At 37.3% G+C, this 16,940-nt stretch carries 15 protein-coding genes and 3 tRNA genes; 14 read left to right on the top strand and 4 right to left on the bottom strand.

The window, feature by feature from the left end:
• Positions 1-53 precede the first annotated feature (53 nt).
• The 12 genes from ACQKIM_RS15055 to ACQKIM_RS15000 all read left to right on the top strand — a co-directional run bounded on the left by ACQKIM_RS15055 (position 54) and on the right by ACQKIM_RS15000 (position 11,740).
• Positions 54-629 carry a 50S ribosomal protein L25/general stress protein Ctc gene (locus ACQKIM_RS15055; protein WP_427545276.1) on the top strand — a complete coding sequence of 192 codons (576 nt, stop codon included), beginning with the start codon at positions 54-56 and terminating at the stop codon, positions 627-629.
• Positions 630-781: 152 nt separating this feature from the next.
• Positions 782-1,342: an aminoacyl-tRNA hydrolase gene (pth, locus tag ACQKIM_RS15050; RefSeq protein WP_427545274.1), complete on the top strand. Its 561-nt coding sequence runs from the start codon at positions 782-784 to the stop codon at positions 1,340-1,342.
• A gap of 212 nt (positions 1,343-1,554) precedes the next feature.
• On the top strand, positions 1,555-1,782 hold the full coding sequence (locus tag ACQKIM_RS15045) for an anti-sigma-F factor Fin (RefSeq protein ID WP_427545272.1): 228 nt from the start codon (positions 1,555-1,557) through the stop codon (positions 1,780-1,782).
• A gap of 137 nt (positions 1,783-1,919) precedes the next feature.
• On the top strand, positions 1,920-5,432 hold the full coding sequence (mfd, locus tag ACQKIM_RS15040) for a transcription-repair coupling factor (protein WP_427545270.1): 3,513 nt from the start codon (positions 1,920-1,922) through the stop codon (positions 5,430-5,432).
• A 313-nt stretch (positions 5,433-5,745) separates the two neighbouring features.
• Positions 5,746-6,282 carry a stage V sporulation protein T gene (gene spoVT, locus ACQKIM_RS15035; RefSeq protein ID WP_427545268.1) on the top strand — a complete coding sequence of 179 codons (537 nt, stop codon included), beginning with the start codon at positions 5,746-5,748 and terminating at the stop codon, positions 6,280-6,282.
• Positions 6,283-6,439: 157 nt separating this feature from the next.
• The gene (locus ACQKIM_RS15030) at positions 6,440-8,062 is read left to right on the top strand and encodes a putative polysaccharide biosynthesis protein (protein ID WP_427545266.1); all 1,623 of its coding nucleotides are present in this window, start codon (positions 6,440-6,442) and stop codon (positions 8,060-8,062) included.
• 9 nt (positions 8,063-8,071) lie between these two features.
• Complete coding sequence (mazG, locus tag ACQKIM_RS15025; protein ID WP_427545264.1) at positions 8,072-9,532, top strand: nucleoside triphosphate pyrophosphohydrolase; 1,461 nt, start codon at positions 8,072-8,074, stop codon at positions 9,530-9,532.
• 3 nt (positions 9,533-9,535) lie between these two features.
• The gene (locus tag ACQKIM_RS15020; RefSeq protein WP_427545262.1) at positions 9,536-9,826 is read left to right on the top strand and encodes an RNA-binding S4 domain-containing protein; all 291 of its coding nucleotides are present in this window, start codon (positions 9,536-9,538) and stop codon (positions 9,824-9,826) included.
• A gap of 141 nt (positions 9,827-9,967) precedes the next feature.
• Positions 9,968-10,267, top strand: coding sequence for a sporulation protein YabP (gene yabP / locus ACQKIM_RS15015; protein ID WP_004229167.1), 300 nt, complete (start codon positions 9,968-9,970; stop codon positions 10,265-10,267).
• Positions 10,264-10,755: a spore cortex biosynthesis protein YabQ gene (gene yabQ / locus ACQKIM_RS15010; RefSeq protein WP_427545260.1), complete on the top strand. Its 492-nt coding sequence runs from the start codon at positions 10,264-10,266 to the stop codon at positions 10,753-10,755. The genes yabP and yabQ overlap by 4 nt, the downstream gene beginning before the upstream one ends.
• Positions 10,756-10,772: 17 nt before the next feature.
• Entirely contained in the window at positions 10,773-11,177 is a 405-nt protein-coding gene (locus ACQKIM_RS15005) for an FtsB family cell division protein (protein WP_427545258.1), read from the top strand.
• Between the two features lie 134 nt (positions 11,178-11,311).
• Positions 11,312-11,740 (top strand): S1 domain-containing RNA-binding protein, encoded by a 429-nt coding sequence (locus ACQKIM_RS15000; protein ID WP_219363866.1) that lies wholly within the window; start codon positions 11,312-11,314, stop codon positions 11,738-11,740.
• 215 nt (positions 11,741-11,955) lie between these two features.
• Here the strand turns inward: ACQKIM_RS15000 and ACQKIM_RS14995 are convergent, their stop codons facing one another.
• The 4 genes from ACQKIM_RS14995 to ACQKIM_RS14980 form a co-directional block, all read right to left on the bottom strand.
• A complete protein-coding gene (locus ACQKIM_RS14995; RefSeq protein WP_427545256.1) occupies positions 11,956-12,207 on the bottom strand; it encodes a hypothetical protein in 252 nt (83 codons plus the stop codon).
• 178 nt (positions 12,208-12,385) lie between these two features.
• A tRNA-Glu gene (locus tag ACQKIM_RS14990) sits at positions 12,386-12,457 on the bottom strand.
• 6 nt (positions 12,458-12,463) lie between these two features.
• A tRNA-Met gene (locus tag ACQKIM_RS14985) sits at positions 12,464-12,540 on the bottom strand.
• Positions 12,541-12,549: 9 nt separating this feature from the next.
• A tRNA-Gly gene (locus tag ACQKIM_RS14980) sits at positions 12,550-12,624 on the bottom strand.
• Between the two features lie 456 nt (positions 12,625-13,080).
• Here ACQKIM_RS14980 and ACQKIM_RS14975 point away from each other — a divergent pair.
• A complete protein-coding gene (locus ACQKIM_RS14975; RefSeq protein WP_427545254.1) occupies positions 13,081-15,465 on the top strand; it encodes a SpoIIE family protein phosphatase in 2,385 nt (794 codons plus the stop codon).
• A gap of 40 nt (positions 15,466-15,505) precedes the next feature.
• Complete coding sequence (gene tilS / locus ACQKIM_RS14970; protein WP_427545252.1) at positions 15,506-16,912, top strand: tRNA lysidine(34) synthetase TilS; 1,407 nt, start codon at positions 15,506-15,508, stop codon at positions 16,910-16,912.
• Positions 16,913-16,940 lie beyond the last annotated feature (28 nt).

Here is a 16,940-nt window from a genome sequence, read left to right as displayed (position 1 = left end):
TGACATTTGTAGTAAGGCGTAAATAATTTTTCTTAGAAGGGGAAGATATAGATATGAGTACAGTATTAAGTGTTACAAAGCGCGAAGCTGGGCATCGTTCGACTTTAACCCAACTTAGAAAAGGGGGAGCCATTCCTGCGGTTATTTACGGCTATAATTTAGTTTCAACCCCAATTTCTATTTCAGCGAAAGAATTTAAAAAATCTATTCAAAAAAATGGACAAAACAGTGTGTTCTCGGTGGAGTTAGAAGGAAAACAGGTAAATGTTGTGGTGTCAGAGATCCAGCAGTGCTCTTTAAGAGATGAAGTGAACCATGTAGACTTTTTAGCCATTAATATGTCTGAAGCGTTAGAAGCGGATGTCCCTATTAAACTAGTTGGTGAGTCAATTGGTGTAAGTGAAGGTGGCATTTTGATGCAGCCTAACTTAGAGATAAAAATTAAAGTGAAACCGGCTGACTTACCTGAAGCAATTGAAATTGATATTACGAATCTTAAAATTGGCGAAACCATCACGGTAGCTGATATTCGTGAGACTATTAGTTTTGATGTTGTTAGTGAAGATGATCATATCTTGGTCACACTTATGGCTCCAGTTGCTATTGAAACTACCGAAGAAGAACAATAATAACAATATATTGCAAAGGCTATTAAAGAGGCTACATCTCTTTAATAGCCTTTTTGGTTTAAATAATTTTTATGCAAGAATGTACGAAATGCTTTCTTAGTGTACGATATGGTAAAATAATGACTATTAGATGGAAAAGAAGAGAGGTACTTATGAAAATTATCGTTGGTTTAGGGAACCCAGGTAAACCTTATGAGCATACAAGACATAATATTGGCTTTGATATTATTGATGCAATAGCTGAAAAATGGGGTACACCTTTAACAAATTCAAAGTTTAATGGTATGTATGCAACTGTACATCGTCCAGAAGGAAAGGTTCTACTTGTTAAGCCTTTAACATATATGAATTTATCAGGGGAATGTGTTGGGCCTCTTATGAATTACTTTGATATTGATGTGGAAAACTTAATTGTCATCTATGATGATTTAGATTTAGAAACAGGTAAATTACGCCTTCGTCAAAAAGGAAGTGCGGGTGGACATAACGGAATTAAATCATTGATTCAACATTTAGGCACGCAAGAGTTTAATCGTATCCGTGTTGGTGTGAGTCGCCCTCCCGCTGGTATGAAGGTCGCAGATTATGTGTTGTCAAAATTTTCGAAAGAAGACCAAGCTGCCATAGAAAACACTGTTGAGAAGTGTGTAAATGCAGTTGAAGCATCTCTTTCAAAGCCATTTCTTGATGTCATGAATCATTTTAACGGATAGCCAAATAAAAACGGCTATAAGTTTCAATTTTTTGTAGATGTAAGTGTCATAGGCAGTATTATTGATAGTCTCCAACACAATGCTAAGATTATTCATTTTTTAAGTCAAAGAAATAAAACATTCATGCTTAGTGATTATTGAATAGTGCATAATCCTTTTTAGAAATGTCTATACTTTAAGTAGTAAGCTGCTTAAAGGAGGATGATTTGGAGATGTCAGTTCGCTATCGATGTCGGCATTGTGAAGTAGAAATAGGGACACTCCCATTTGATGCAGATGATACAATTCGAAAGCTGCATATTTTCGAAATGGGAGAAGCGGATGATTATGTTGAGAAAGATCAACATGGACATACAACTGTGCACTGCATATGTGAGCAATGTGAGGATTCGCTGAGACAATATCCAGATTATCATGCACTCAATAAATGGATTCAATAATTGGAGAGATGCTTTGGCGCACATTGTGTGCGTTCAAAGCTTTTTCCGTTTAACAAATGACAAAAATTGATACGTATTATCGTACTAGATTCATAGTATATAGCGATAGAAATACGCGCTGAAAGGAGCTTTTGACTGTGGAAGTTTTACGACAGTTAGTGTCGCAGGACAAACATATCACATCATTTTTACAGGAGATTCAGATCGGTCAAACTGTATCACAGCTTATTACAGGACTAACAGGAAGCGCACGCCCAGTAATGGTCGATGCGTTATTCGAATATGTACAAAAACCGATCTATATAATTTCTCCTAATTTATTGCAGGCACAAAAGATGGTTGATGAGCTTGCTGGTATTTTAGGAGAAAAATATGTTCATTATTATCCTGCTGATGAGTTTATTGCTGCAGATTTGTCTGTAGCATCACCTGAATTACGTGCAGAACGTATTGCTACACTCGATTGTCTAGCTAGAGGTGAAAAGGCTGTTTATGTAATACCAGTTGCAGGCTTACGCAAAATGATGCAGCCAAAAGAACATTGGCTACAATACTTTTTACAAACTGCAGTAGGTGAAGATATTCAAATTGATGAATGGCTACAAACATTAGTGGGAATGGGATATGTCCGTAATTCAATGGTAACAACACCTGGAGAATTTGCATTACGTGGCGGAATTTTAGATATTTATCCTCCTTATTTAGAGTCCCCAATTCGTATTGAGTTATTCGATACAGAGGTGGATTCGATTCGAACATTTTCAGCAGATGATCAGCGATCCATTGATAAATTACAAAAAATTCGAATCCTTCCTGCGTCAGAAGTAATTTTAACGAAGGAAGAAAGGGTGGCATTGGCTGATCGCTTAGAAGCCGCTTTAGCAACAAGCTTAAAGAAGGTTAAAAAACAGGAGACAAAAGAGCTACTGTTTCAGCATATTCAATATGATATTGAATTGTTACAGCAGGGTAATTTACCTGACTATGTAAATAAATATGGTTCGTTGTTGTATGAGAAAACAGCCTATCTCGGTGACTATTTTGCTCATGATGGAATCGTGTTATTTGATGAGCTTGGTCGTATTCAAGAAGTTATGGATGCTTGGGAACGAGAAGAGGATGAATGGTTTTTATCGTTAATTGAAGAAGGTAAAATGGTTCATGATGTAAAACCAGCTTTCTCCTTAAAAGAAATTTTGGCAATGCTGTCTCAACAAAAATTGTATTTCTCATTATTTTCTCGAACATTTGCAGGTGTAACATTTAATAAGACAACGAATTTTTCTTGTAAACCAATGCAACAGTTTCATGGGCAAATGTCATTGTTACAAAGCGAAGTTGAACGTTGGTTACTTGGTAAATTTACAGTACTCATCGTTGCCCGAGATAAAGAGCGTGTTAAACGCGTTCAGCAAATGCTAGAGGAATATGATATTTATGCAGTAAGTGGTAAGCCTACAGAACCGGGTATTTATATTGTAGACGGTACACTTTCTAGCGGTTTTGAGCTCCCTCTGCAACGCTTAACAATTGTGACAGAGGATGAGCTTTTTAAGCAGCAGGTCAAGAAAAAAGCACGCTCTCAAAAGATGACCAATGCAGAACGTATTAAAAGCTATACAGAAATTAAACCTGGTGACTACGTTGTCCATGTTCATCATGGTATTGGGAAATATATAGGTGTAGAAACCTTAGAGGTAAATGGTACACATAAAGATTATTTACACGTTCGCTACCGAGCTGATGATAAATTATATGTTCCGGTAGAGCAAATTGACTTGATTCAAAAATATGTGGCATCTGAAGACCGTGAACCGAAGCTACATAAACTTGGTGGGGCAGAATGGAAAAAGACCAAAGCTAAGGTATCCTCAGCTGTGCAAGATATTGCTGATGATTTGATTAAGCTCTACGCGAAGCGTGAAGCTGAGAAGGGACATCCATTTGCTCCAGACAACGATGATCAACGTAATTTTGAAGCATCCTTCCCTTATGAGGAAACAGAGGATCAATTACGTTCCATTATTGAAGTAAAGCGTGATATGGAGCGTGAACGCCCTATGGATCGTCTTGTTTGTGGCGACGTGGGCTATGGTAAAACAGAGGTAGCTATTCGAGCTGCGTTTAAAGCGATACAGGATGGAAAACAAGTGGCTTTTCTTGTGCCAACAACTATTTTGGCTCAGCAACATTACGAAACAATTCGTGAGCGTTTCCAGGATTTTGCAATGAATGTCGGTCTCCTATCACGCTTCCGTACAAAAAAGGAGCAAACAGCTACGTTAAAGGGATTAAAGGAAGGGCAAATTGATATTGTTATAGGTACACACCGAATTTTATCGAAAGATTTAACGTTCCAAGACCTTGGACTGCTTATTGTCGATGAGGAGCAGCGTTTTGGTGTCACACATAAGGAAAAGATTAAACAGTTAAAAACAAATGTAGATGTCTTAACACTTACGGCTACCCCAATTCCAAGAACACTTCATATGTCGATGGTAGGTGTCCGTGATTTATCTGTCATTGAAACACCACCAGCTAATCGTTTCCCTGTACAAACGTATGTAATGGAACATAGTGGTGCGTTAGTACGTGAAGCCATTGAACGAGAAATGGCGCGTGGAGGGCAAGTATTCTATTTATACAATCGAGTAGAGGATATGGCTCGAAAGGTTGAAGAAATTCAAGTCCTTGTTCCAGAAGCACGCGTAGGACACGCACATGGTAAGATGACAGAATCAGAGCTAGAATCGGTGATATTAGCCTTTTTAGAAGGTGACTATGATGTCCTTGTAACAACGACTATCATTGAGACGGGCGTTGATATACCAAATGTGAATACATTGATTGTGCATGATGCTGACCGAATGGGCTTGGCACAGCTCTATCAATTGCGAGGACGTGTAGGTCGTTCCAATAGAGTAGCATATGCATATTTTATGTATCAACGTGATAAGGTTTTAACAGACGTGGCGGAGCAGCGATTACAGGCAATTAAAGAGTTTACAGAGCTTGGATCAGGCTTTAAAATTGCGATGCGAGATTTATCTATTCGAGGTGCTGGGAACTTATTGGGGGCTCAGCAGCACGGCTTTATCGATTCAGTAGGCTTTGATTTATATTCACAAATGCTGGAAGAAGCAATTGCAGAGCGTCAAACAGGTGTGAAAAAAGAAGAAAGACCTGATATTGAAATTTTATTAAGCGTTGATGCATATATCCCAGATGTATACATTCCAGATGGCTATCAAAAAATTCAAATGTATAAACGTATTAAAGCAATGGATCAGGTGGAAGAATATCATGAAATCATTGAGGAATTAGAAGACCGATTTGGAGATCTTCCGATTGAAACGGAGCGGTTACTAAAAATTGCACGTATGAAGGTATGGGGCTTAAATGCCGGTGTATTATCAGTAAAGGAAAAGCAAAAAATTATTACGATTTTATTATCAGAAGAAGGTACGGCAAATGTCGATGGTGGTAAAATTGTAGAGCAATCCATGAAATTTGAACGTGCTGTTGGCTTCGGCATGGATAATATGCAATTGAAATTAACAATTGATGAACGAAAGTGTGGAAAATATCAGCCTTTTGATATTTTAGAAGAGATGATGCAAATGATCTCTAATGCAAAAAAACAACCTTAAAAGAAAGGCTGATTGTATCTTACATAGGATAACGATCAGCTTTTCTTTTTATATTTTGAGATCAAAATTTAATTACTCAATAAATTTTTTCAGTAATCACTAATAGAAATTTATTCAATTGGTTATTCTAAATTTAAGTTGATTAAGGTTAAATTCTACACACAAATAGCCTTTATAGCATGATTTTTAAGGTTTTTGAAAAATATTGTTGGTTGTGAAATCCTTTTTCTTCAGTTTTTGCATAGATTGTTTCATAAAAAACCATACTATATTTGAATAAAAATTTCATTGTAGCGAAAGCGAGGCATTAAGAATGAAGGCAACAGGAATTGTTCGTCGTATTGATGATTTAGGGCGTGTGGTTATTCCAAAAGAAATTCGTAGGACGCTACGTATTCGTGAGGGTGACCCGCTAGAAATTTATACAGATCGTGAAGGCGAAGTCATTTTAAAGAAATATTCTCCTATTAATGATTTGGGGGAATTTGCAAGAGAGTATGTGGAAACATTGTATGAAACGTTAGGTACTCCAGCGTTTGTAACCGATCGAGATGAAGTAATTGCTGTCTCAGGTATCGGTAAAAAAGAGTACATTAATCGTCGTATTACTTCCTTTGCAGAAGGATTTATGGACGAGCGTTCAACAAAAATAGAGAAAATGGAAACAACTATCGAGATTGTCCCTGGACAATATGAGCAAGTAAAGTCATATTGTGCAACGCCTATAATGGTAAATGGTGATCCTATTGGCTGTATTATCGTTTTATCAAAGGTACACTTTGTAGGTGAAGTAGAAGTAAAAGTTGTCGAAACGGCTGCAAACTTCTTAGCTAAACAAATGAATACTTAGTTGAAATTAAAAGTTATTGTGCTGCCTTTTTGAGGCTGTACAATAACTTTTTTACATAGTCCTTATGTCGATAATAAAAAGAGATGCTATAGGGCGCGTCAAACTTTTGAGATATGCTATACTATTGGCATTGTTAAAGAAGGAAAGAGGGCAATTTATGTCGGAACGTTTTGGCATGAAAAGCTACATGAAGGGTGCGGCCCTGCTTACAATTGCAGCACTGATAGTAAAGGTTCTTAGTGCAATTTATCGTGTGCCTTTTCAAAATCTTGTTGGGGATGAAGGCTTTTATATTTACCAGCAAGTATATCCAGTCATTTCTATTTTTGTCGTATGGACATCTAGTGGCTTTGCAGTAGCCATTTCTAAGATGCTTGCAGATAATGATTGTATAGTAGATCCACTGGAGCGAAATAAAAAACGAAACAGTATTATACGTATTGTTTTTAGATATCTAACTGTATTATCATTGCTGTTCTTTGCAGCTTTGTTTGGTGGAGCAGATATGATTGCACAGTTTATGGGTGATGCCCAGCTAGCACCTTTAATACGAACAGGTTCATTTATAGTACTTGTTATGCCAGCTCTTGCCGTTATTAAAGGAGGCTTCCAATCAAGAGGGATTATGGAGCCAATAGCTTATGCACAGGTGCTTGAGCAAACTGTCAGAGTATCTGTTATTTTAGCAGGTACATTTATGATAATGGCAACGACAAAATCGCTATACGGTGCTGGACAGATGGCTATTATAGGTACAGTCGTTGGTGAAGTTGTTGGTTTTATTGTGTTAGCATTTATCTTTAAAAAAAGATTTGGACTAGTGAAAAATAAGAAATTACAGCAGCATTATGCAGGCTATCCAATTATTAAAGAGGTCACACTACTCAGTTTAAGTGTTAGTATGAGTGGCTTGTTATTGCTTGGCTATCAGTTAGTTGATTCCTTTACAATTTATTCGTTGTTATTAGATAGTGGCATGGACCAAACAATGGCGAAGGAAACAAAAGGTATTTATGATCGAGGTCAGCCTTTGGTACAGTTAGGCGTCGTCATTGCATCTTCACTTTCATTGGCAATCGTGCCACTTGTCGCACATATGTCTAAAAAGCATGAAGGTCGTAATGCCATTCCGTTTATACAGCTAACATATAGAGCATCTGTGCTATTTGGAGGAGCAGCATCTTTAGGTTTAGTACTAGTTATGCCTTATATTAATGAAATGCTCTTTAAAACGGATGTACTGTCAGAAGTACTCATGGTATATGTGTTACAAATCGTCCCTTTGTCAATTATTTTGACGTTCACAGCTATTTTGCAAGGCTATGGAAAATTAAAAAGGCCAGCTATATTTTTATTGGTTGGTTTTATCCTGAAAATAATATTGAATGTGCTGACTATTCGTTTGTTTGGCGTTTTAGGTGCAGCCATTGCTAACAATACAGGGTTATTGTTCACAGCCCTAATGCTAGTTTTCTATTTGAAGAAAATGACAGCAGTGCAATTAGCACCTAGTAGCTTTTATAAAAAATTTGGCATTGCAGCAATCTTTATGACGGCTGTAGTAATACTTTGGCTACAACTTGTACCAGAACTGCTACATCCTTATTTATCGCCTCGAATGGTGGCGGTGATAGCAGGTTTCTCAGCAGTGAGTATCGGTGCATTTGTGATGATGACAGTGATTGCTAAGCTACGAGTATTGGCAGAAAAAGAATGGTATTTACTACCGTTTGGACGTAGAATGGCTGTTTATCAATTATGGTTAAATCGGAAAAAGTAGGTGGATTAATTGAAAACTTTAACAGTGATTGGCTTAGGTGCAGGGGATTTTGATCAGCTGCAAATGGGTGTTTATAAAAAATTAAAGGCGGCACAAAAATTATTTGTTCGCACGGTGGATCATCCCGTACTCGAGGCATTGTCAGCAGAGGGCTTACAGTTTGAAAGCTTTGATGCTGTGTATGAAAAACATAGTTCATTCCAGCCTGTGTATGAGGAAATTGTAGAAAAGCTTGTCCAAGCAACAGCATTTGCTGATGTTATGTACGCTGTTCCAGGGCACCCACTTGTTGCTGAGCAGACGGTTCAATTACTGATTGCTGCTTCAGATGAAGGAAGAATAAATTTAGTCATTGAGGGAGGACAAAGCTTTTTAGACCCAATCTTTGGAGCGTTAAAAATTGACCCAATTGAGGGCTTTCAATTGTTTGATGGTACTAGCTTTACTATGCATGACATTAACATGCGTCAGCATATTTTAATTGCCCAAGTATATGACACATTCAGCGCCTCTGAAGTAAAGCTTACATTAATGGAAAAATATGATGATGAATACCCTGTTACGGTGGTTACAGCCGCAGGATCATCACAGGAAAAATTGATAACAGTACCACTTTATGAGCTTGATCAAAGTGTAGAGGTGAATAATTTAACAACGGTTTATGTACCACCTGTAAAATCACAGGAAGAGGCATTGCGAGATTGGTCAACATTCAGGCAAATTATCGCTGTTCTAAGAGGTCCAAACGGCTGTCCTTGGGATCAAAAGCAAACACATGAGTCCCTGAAAAAATATTTACTAGAAGAAGCTCATGAATATTTGGCGGCTGTGGATGCAGAGGATGACTTTGCTATGATTGAGGAGCTTGGAGATGTACTATTACAAGTATTTTTACATGCGCAAATAGGAGAAGATCAGGGTTACTTTACATTGGAAGACGTTTTAGCTTCCATTAGTGAAAAGATGATTCGTCGCCATCCACATGTTTTTGGAGATGTTTCAGTAGAAGATGCGGAAGATGTCGTAGCCAATTGGGAAGCTATAAAAGCACAGGAGAAGGGTGTGAGTGATAAGCCACTATTGGAAGAAGAATATAGGTCATCGTCTGCCCTTCAAACAGCTTTTAATTATCAAAAAAGAGCAGCAAAAGTAGGTTTCGACTGGCCCGATGTGGATGGTGCATGGGATAAGTTTTCAGAGGAATGGCAGGAATTTCGTCATGAAGTAACAAAAGGTACAAATGCGTCACGTCTTGATGAGTTTGGAGATGTATTATTCACGCTTGTAAATTTAGCACGTTTTTATAAACTATCTCCTGAAGAGGCAATGTTACATGCAAATGAGAAGTTTGCGAGACGATTTGGTTATGTTGAAAAAAGGGTAAAAGAAAGTGGAAAGCCTTTTTCTAATTATACTTTAGAACAATTAGATGCTTTCTGGAATGAAGCTAAGCGAAAAGAAAAGGAGTAAAATATGAGATTAGATAAATTTTTAAAAGTATCCCGTTTAATTAAGCGCCGTACACTAGCGAAAGAAGTGGCGGACCAAGGTCGTATTACGATAAATGGAAAGATCGCAAAAGCAAGTAGTACAGTAAAAGCTGGTGATGAGCTAGCTATTCGTTTTGGGCAAAAAGTTGTCACTGCACGTGTAGATGAATTGCGGGACACTGTGAAAAAAGAAGACGCTGCAAAAATGTTTACGATTTTAAAAGAGGAGCGTTTGGATAAAATAGAGCCAGAGTTCATTGATGATGAAGATTAATTGAATATAAGCAGTTACTTTTTCTGAATTCCTTCTTAGCAATCAAAGCAAAAGGAGTAGATAACTTTAATAAAGTTGTCATGCTTTGGAGGTTGTCCGCATAAAGTGAACAGAAGCTAGGACGACTAAAGGAGGAAGAAAATGACGCTACATCAAGAAAGTAATCGTTACACAATTCCATCTGGAGAACATATTTTAACGATTCGTAATCGTAAAAGAATGGACATGACTTCTGTAAAATCAATTGAACGCTTTGATCAGGAAGAATTTTTCATTAAGACGTCCCAAGGGCATTTGTTAATCCGTGGAGAGGAACTGCATATCGTTCATTTAGATGTTGATAAAGGACTATTGACACTTGAAGGAACTGTAAAGACCTTACAGTATGACGAGGAAGAAAGTGGCTTCTCGAAAGGTTTCCTTCATAAATTGTTTGGATGATTGTTAGTGAACAATTTGTTCAGCTATTAGTCATGGTATTGAGCGGTATAGCAGTTGGGTTTATAATTGATAGTGTTAGGCTCATTGTTTTTTCAACTCCAAAAAGGTCAAGCTTTCGAAAGTGGATGATGGTATTTGAATTACTCACTTGGATTCTACTAGGAGGGCTGACGTATTATTTATTATTTTGGCTAAAAGATGGCGCTTGGCGGGCTTATGACCCGCTGGCGCAGATTGCCGGAATCTTTTTGTATCAAACGTTTTTTCAAACTTTTTTACGTTTCATTGCAAGGATTTTGGTAAATATAACATGGAGACCCTTCTGGTTCATCTTACGATTAATTATCACCATTATTCGACAAATTTTGAAAATAATTATAAACATTTTTGTGTTTGTTTTAAGACCTTTTGTCAAAATTTATTCGTATTTGTCCAACACTTTTTTAAAAAAATTTAGTTTTATCAAGTATAATAAGAAACAACAATAATTTTCGGAGGTGCGGGCATGACTAAACGTCATTCATCAAATGATGACCAACAAAACTTTACTAAACTTGATAATGACTATGTCCGTAACACGGATAAAGCTATTAATCGTAAAAAACAAGCTCGTAAACGAAAAATACGCCGAATTGTCTTTTTTGCGATTGTACCAGTCGTTATTATTGCTTTTCTCGTTAATATACTTTTCCATCAAAATGAAGTTTTGGCTGAAAAAGAGAAGAAAAGGGACGAAGCGAATCAGCATCTTACAGAAATAAAAAATGAACGGGATTCATTAAATCTTAAAATTAAGCAATTAGAAGATGATGAATATATCGCAAAGATGTTACGTAAAGAGTATTTCTTATCCGAAAAAGGAGAAATAATTTTCATTATTCCAGAAAAGAAGGATAAAAAAGACGACTGAAGAGCTATGTATTGTTGACACTCTTTTATTGTTATATATAATGAAAAGAGAAACTTATTGTAGTAAAAAGTTTGATTAAATTGATTACATGGCTCAAAAGAGTCGCTTAATTTTTAAGGAGGAGCATTTTTTTTATGTCAATTGAAGTAGGCAGCAAGGTACAAGGTAAAGTAACAGGAATCACAAATTTTGGAGCATTCGTTGAGCTGCCAGATGGCAAAACAGGCTTAGTTCACATCAGTGAAGTTGCTGACAATTATGTAAAAGATATCAATGAGCATCTAAAAGTTGGAGATGAAGTTGAAGTAAAAGTGATGAATGTTGAAGCGGACGGAAAGATTGGTCTTTCAATTCGTAAAGCAAAGCCTCAAGTTGAGAGACCAGAGCGCCCTCAACGCCCACGTCGTGACAATCGTTCTAACGATCGTAACGAGCGCCACCAGCCAAAAGAGAATTTTGAGCAAAAAATGGCACGTTTCTTAAAAGATAGTGATGAGCGTCTAGCAACGCTTAAACGTGCTACAGAGTCAAAACGCGGTGGTCGCGGAGCTAGAAGAGGGTAGTTTGCTGACTGTTTTAATCGTAGAAAAAGTGTATGAAATAGAGTTGGGATTAGCTTTCTGAAAGAGCTAATCCTTTTTTTATTAGTTTTAAAAAAGAATCCATTATCTTATAAAAATGATGGATTACTTCCTCTACGAAAAAAATTAGTGCAAACTACAAGAATAAATAAGCTACACCCGCATCTATTCCTCTATAACGATTAGTTACTGATTTTTTATAACGTTGAAGTTGGTCTTTTTTTCTTTTTAAGTGTTGATACGGTTGTTTCTTCTACAGTAGTCTCAGAGGATTTAACAGTTGGCCTTACTATCATTTTTATAAGTAACAGTACACCGTAAACACTTATGGCTAGTCCAGTGAGGAGTAAAAATATCTGTACGACAAATGGTAAATTAATAAGGATGGATATGAGAATAATCATAGAGCCGCTACCACAAATCAAGGCGGCTTTTGTTAATGATCCCAAAGGATTAACCTCCTAATAACATGTTCTTTTTTCTATATAGTATGCCATATTATTAGTAGGCAAGGATAGAGAAAAAAGCAATCTCTGTAATTCCGATGTAAATACATGGCTTTTAGATTCCAGTTTTTCAAGTCCCAAAAAGGCGTCTCAGATTATTTTCTGAGACGCCTTTTTATGATGACCCCTACGGGATTCGAACCCGTGTTACCGCCGTGAAAGGGCGGTGTCTTAACCACTTGACCAAGGGGCCTCTCTATGGTGGCGGCCGAGGGGATCGAACCCCCGACCTTACGGGTATGAACCGTACGCTCTAGCCAGCTGAGCTAGGCCGCCAAAAATATATGGAGCGGAAGACGAGGTTCGAACTCGCGACCCCCACCTTGGCAAGGTGGTGTTCTACCACTGAACTACTTCCGCAAACTGCTCTAAGCGACAAGTTAAATAATACAAGCCTTTGTCACTAGTGTCAAGTAGCTTTATAAAAAATATTAATAAAAATACATCCAATGTAATTTTAAAAGTGGGAAATTTAGCAAATATTTTGTTCTTAAGTAGAAACTTATCAGCGCAAGCTTTGACCATTATTTTTATGACGAAAAGTGGAAATACATTAAAGATAAAAAACAATTGAGGTATCTAATCCTATGGTTGCTAATATTTACAGATCTAAAAACAATTTGTGATGACGATTTAATTTTATAAAAAAACAAATTAATATTTAAGTAGCTGAAATTTTTGTAGAGATTGCTGCCAATTCTCGTATTTATGCATATGTATTCGTCGAAATTTTTAAAATATTTCCTGTCACCGTCAGACAATCTTTCCAAGCATAATTTCTTATAATAGCCGAAAGTGTGGAAAGGGGATAGTGAAATGACAAGTATTGAGTGGTTTGACACAGCGAACGTAGCTGACCATAAACTAGGAGTGAAAAAAAGGCAGTTGCTTATTGGCTCTTTATTTTTTATAACATCCTTTTTTTTAGCTCAGTCTGTTGTATTTGAAGCAGCTGTACCTTTCTCGGTTCCTTTTTGGGCAATTATACGAACGAAGTATAAGGAATATGCTAAATATGTTTTAATTGGTGGTTTAATTGGTGGATTCTTTCTTGGGTTTGGACAAGTTGTTATATTAGCCTTTCAAATTGCCATGTATGAATGTATCATGCGTTTTCGGTACTGGAAGCTCCCCAAAAGTATTGCAGTTGCATTAGCTATATTGCTTGTTCAAATGATATGGCAAGGGGTTATGTATCAGGGCTTGCCTCCTGTGCTTGTACAATTTTATGTTGGCTGTGAAGTTGCATTAGCGCTTATTATGACTCTTTTTATGCAAGTCCTTTTTGTTAATTCCTATGAATGGTTTACGAGTCATTGGACATACGAAAAGCTTGGTTCTGGGCTAGTAGTTTTTGCCGCCATGCTTACAGGGATGCAAACAGTTGTTATTAGTTATTTTTCTCTGCCCATTTTCTTATTGCAGCTCTTTATATGCTTTGGTGCATTAGTGGGAAGTGTACCGTTAGCAACTGTAATTGGAGCAGTGCTTGGAACGCTCATTGGCGTTGCAAAGCTGTCTTTTACGGGTATGCTTTCGGTAGCAACATTAACTGGATTGTGTGCAGGAATGGGGGCTCGGGCAGGAAGATTTGGAGTGGCGGCTGGTAGCATCTTGCCTAGTGTATTTTTTCTATTTTACGACGCAACATTACCATTAGATAGCGTTTATTTTACATCCATTACTGTAGGGAGTATAGCTTTTCTAACCATTCCCAAAAAGTATTCTGATAAGGTGAGGGACAAGCTGTTTCCACAACGCGAGGAGATACTGCTCGCCCGTCAAAATTGGTTGACTGAGCATGTCACCTATAAACTAGAGCATTTTCAGCATTTTGTACAATTCATGAAGGAACTTGTGTTTGAACGCTTTATGACAACTCCTGTTGAGGCTGCAAAGGAAGTGTCACCGATGAATACATGCTTAAGTTGTTTCCGTTATGATCGCTGCTGGGGTGCTCAAAATAACGGTATGGACAAGCTGATGACAGATTGGTTTCATATGAAGGGAGTGGGGAAGGAATCTGCTATACATCGAGCAGAGGAACAAATTCGTTATAAATGTGTGAAGTCTACAAAAATTTTCGAGGAGTTAGAAACGGAGCTATACAGAGAGCGTATTAATGGACAATATTTCCACGGAAAGAAAATGATTGCTCTTCAATTACGTGATATGAGCAATCATCTAAATCAACTAATTGCAGAGATGAAGGAGGACACTATATCATTTGTTAGTGTGGAAAAGGATATTATCCAAAAACTAAAGGAGGCAAATATTGAATGCTTCCAGCTAGATGTGCTGAGTAATAAACCTGGAGCAAGGAAAATTGTCTGTGCACTCACACCAGCTAGAGTCGATTGGGAAGAGGATACAACATTGGCAGAAAGGATGATACTGCCGATTTTATATGATATTTTTGAAGAACCGTTTGAAATTGAAAAGGTAGTAACATCAGATGTACCATTTCGCCATATTCAAGTAAGCTTTAGGTCAGCTATTAGTTTTGAAGTAGAGTATGATATATATAGTATGTCAAAAGATGCAACATTATATTCTGGTGATTCCCATGCGTTATTTCAATTGCACCCAGGATTATTTGCTATTTTATTGTCAGATGGTATGGGACAGAGTAAAGAAGCACAGCATGAAAGTAGAAAATTAATACATTTAATGCGGGAATGCTTAAATTACAATATGAATCCAGAGACTGCGATGCACACATTACATTATGTCATGTCCTTAAAACAACAAGATGATATGTATGCAACACTGGATTTTGCCCTTGTCGATTTACAGCACGGTGATTTATGGTCATGGAAGGCAGGAGGAATGTCTACGTATATCTTACGTGGGAAAGAGGTACTAAAAGTTGAAAGTAATGCAGCACCTGTTGGATTTTTATCCATTTCAGCAATTGAGGCAGAAAAAAGAAAACTGAAAGCAGGGGATGTTATTCTAATGCATTCTGATGGATTATTTTCAAGTATTGCTGATTGGGATGAACAAGAAGAATCGTTTTTGGCTTATGCTCAGCAGGTTGCGAGCACTACCAAATCTATACAGGAAAAATTAACGACTATCATGCAGTCTTTCCAAAAGCACTATGATATAGAGGATGATTGTACAGTTTTGATGTTAGAGGTTACACATGTTGTACCGACTTGGGCGGTGTTTAGACCGGTTCAATATTCTATGAGTTAAATGATTAAAGTATAGACAGCGAAAAGGGGAGGAGAAGCGTTTGTCATTTGAATTAAGGGTCAAATTACTTATCGAAGAAGAGCAATTAATACAGCAAGACGACCATCTTCTCATCGCCGTTTCGGGTGGTGTAGATTCCATGGCTTTGCTTCATTATTTTGTTCAAACAAAAGAAAGATGGGGAATTAAGGTAGAGGCTATTCATGTTGATCACATGTTAAGAGGAGAAGCGTCTGCTGAGGATAGGGTCTTCGTCCAAAGATATTGTGATAATCATGAAATATATTTACATGCAAAAGCAATTCCAATACCAGAGATTATGGCTTTAGAAAATGGGAATACACAGCTGATTTGTCGTAGAGAAAGGTATCGGTATTTTAAAGAGATCATGCAAGAAACTAATGCTAGCAAGCTTGTAACTGCACATCATGCGGACGACCAACTGGAGTCAGTATTAATGGCCCTGACTAAAAATGCAACGATTAACAGTATGCAAGGTATTCGGCCACAGCGTTTTTTTGCAGGAAAATCATTAATTCGTCCGTTTTTAACGGTTACAAAGTCTGAAATAAGGGAATATTTACTTAGACAAGGTTTAGATTACCGTGAAGATGCTAGCAACTTTAAGGACACCTATGTACGTAATCGTTTTAGACATCATGTGGTGCCATTATTGGAGGCAGAAAACCCACGAGTAACCGAGCAAGTGACCCATTTTACAGAACAATTACAAGAAGATGATGCCTATTTAATGACTTTAGCGGAGGATGTATTTTCTAGAATAATTAAAATAATAGACGAAAATACATATAGCATGGAAATTGAGGCTTTTCAATTGGTACCACTTGCTTTACAAAGGAGGCTCATTTTAATACTATTAAACTATCTTTACAAAGATTCAAATACGATACAAAGTTATGCTTTATTGACTTCAATTTTAAAGCTTTGTGATACGACAGCAGGGTATGCTGAAGTTCACTTGCCAGAAGAATTTCTAGCAGTTCGCCGTTACGGAAAATTATCGATTCAGAAGAAAGAACCATTAGAAGGTCAAACTTCTCCTGAGAAAAAAATTATTTCGACTGCTAATGGGTGGACAACACTGACAAATGGTGAACGTTTATGCGTAGTCAAGTTGCCTGATTTATCGTCTGAATTGCTGACGGATACTGCACAACTTTTTTATTTTAACGCTAGCAGACTCAAACTTCCTCTCTATGTTAGAGCTCGCAAGGAGGGGGATAGAATGCTGTTAAAAGGAATGGATCAGCCAAAACGCTTATCTCGCCTTTTTATAGATGAAAAGATTCCTTTAAATGAGCGAAATAGCTGGCCGTTACTGATTTCTCCATCTAATGAGGTCGTAGCGGTAATTGGTGTGCGTATGGGAATGTTTTTTTCAACCACTCCGCAACCAAACGATGATACAGTGCTCATCGTAGACTAAGGTCTTTGTAAAACATTTCACCATAAAG

It is taken from the genome of Lysinibacillus sp. NPDC047702 (assembly GCF_050272555.1).
In the GTDB taxonomy this organism is placed as follows: Bacteria; Bacillota; Bacilli; order Bacillales_A; family Planococcaceae; genus Lysinibacillus.
Note: the sequence above shows the minus strand (reverse complement) of the source record. Positions and strands in the feature narration are given on the sequence as shown.